The organism is Leeuwenhoekiella aequorea (genome assembly GCF_004104375.1).
Taxonomy (GTDB): domain Bacteria; phylum Bacteroidota; class Bacteroidia; order Flavobacteriales; family Flavobacteriaceae; genus Leeuwenhoekiella; species Leeuwenhoekiella aequorea.
Genome location: NZ_QOVM01000015.1, coordinates 1 through 1,615, shown reverse-complemented (window position 1 = coordinate 1,615; position 1,615 = coordinate 1). Strand labels below are relative to the sequence as shown.

The 1,615-nt window shown below is 33.1% G+C and carries 1 protein-coding gene; it reads left to right on the top strand.

What is annotated here, in order from left to right:
* Positions 1 to 692 precede the first annotated feature (692 nt).
* Positions 693 to 1,517, top strand: a complete 825-nt coding sequence (locus DSM00_RS15460; RefSeq protein ID WP_128758879.1) for a hypothetical protein — start codon at positions 693 to 695, stop codon at positions 1,515 to 1,517.
* Positions 1,518 to 1,615: the final 98 nt, after the last annotated feature.

Below are 1,615 nucleotides of genomic sequence, written 5' to 3'. Positions count from 1 at the left end.
GTCACAAGCTTCACCGTATAACTTAACCTTAATCCTCTCTTTGTTCTTTCTAATTATACTATCAATTTAAAGAGAATCAAACTTAAGACGTATAAAAATAATTGCTATTTTGTGCTTAAATAAAGGTGGTTGCGTATTTGCTACATCTGAATTTCCTTCGGAAATTCCTCGCACGCAAACACGCAACTATTCTTATACAAGACCGTTACAGGTCATTTAAGAGCAGCTTTTTGCTGTCGGCATATTCCCCTACTCTTTTGCTGGTTTATGAGACTTAAAGTAAGAAAAAAAGCCGCTCTAGTGACGGACTTTACTCGGATTAAGCAGAACGGATGAATGCTTTTTTTTGGCGTATTTGCCTGTTTTGGCTTATGGATAGCGAACTTTAGAAAGGTGGGAAGGGATTTAGTTGTTTGGTTAGTTCTGTAACTATTCGATGCAAAAAAAAAGCTCACGTATTAAGCGGACTTTACTCGGATCTAATCGATACCTAAGCAGCGCTTTTTTTCTATTTCCCTTTTGCCAGATTCTGGTACACCTTTAAAAATAAAACGACCTGTAACAGAAGGTATGAGTCATTGCTGCGGATTTTTCTACCGAAAAATCTCGAGAGTTTCGTTATCTTCACACCACTCGGAACGGTCCTGCGGACTTGTTCCGCAACGACACATACCTGTAACGTTGGCACAAATATGAAAAAACGTATCCTGACAATATTAACTATTCTGATTTCAGCTATCACTTTTGCTTGTAGCTGTGATATTCCAAAATCTATACTTGAATTTGAATCTGCTGAATATGTTTTTGAAGGAAAAGTTATTTCTAAAATTTATGCGAATGACTCTTTGACTTACACTGTTACTTTTGAAATTTCAAAGCATTATAAAGAAGGTGATAATCCTGCAACAATAGAATTCACTTTTAAATCTGAAGGAAAATATACTGGCGAATGGACTTCGTGTGACTGGAGTGTTAATAAAGACGAAAATTGGCTTGTATATGCCGCCTATTGGAAAGAAAAACTGACTTTCGGATATTTTTGCTCAAACTCAAAACCTTTAGGAAGAAGAACTATTTCAAAAAACGAGCAGAAAATTTTAGACAATGGAAATTCTTTCAAATTAGAAAATTACATTTATCAATTTGAATACGATTTCAATTATACAAAACCGGTTTCTGATATTGATTCTGTATTAAAAACTGGGAAAATCAAAGATTACGAAAAGCCATTTACTTGGTTAAAATTATTTGTTGATAAAAATGGTAATCTAAATTCTGTTACCACACACACTGGTTATCAACTTAAAAATGATTCAATTTTTAATCTTCCAACTGAATTTGAGATTAAGTTAAGAAAGCCACTAACTGAATTTGAGAAAGACGCAATTGAGTTAGTCAAAAAAATTCCAAAATGGGAAATTAAAAAACATAAAAAAACTAATATTCCTGTTCCTTATATTCGACATTTATCAATTGAATATGACAAAGAAAAGAAGGAATGGAAGTATGAATTATAAAATACTTGTGCCAACAAAGAACTGAGGTAAAAAACAACTCTTTTCTACATTAAATTTGAGACATACGTATCCTTTGCTAAAATCTGTAACTACAGATC

What these genes read in the sequence shown, in the direction of transcription:
- DSM00_RS15460 (WP_128758879.1), top strand. Translation starts at nt 693, where the DNA reads ATGAAAAAACGTATCCTGACAATATTAACTATTCTGATTTCAGCTATC.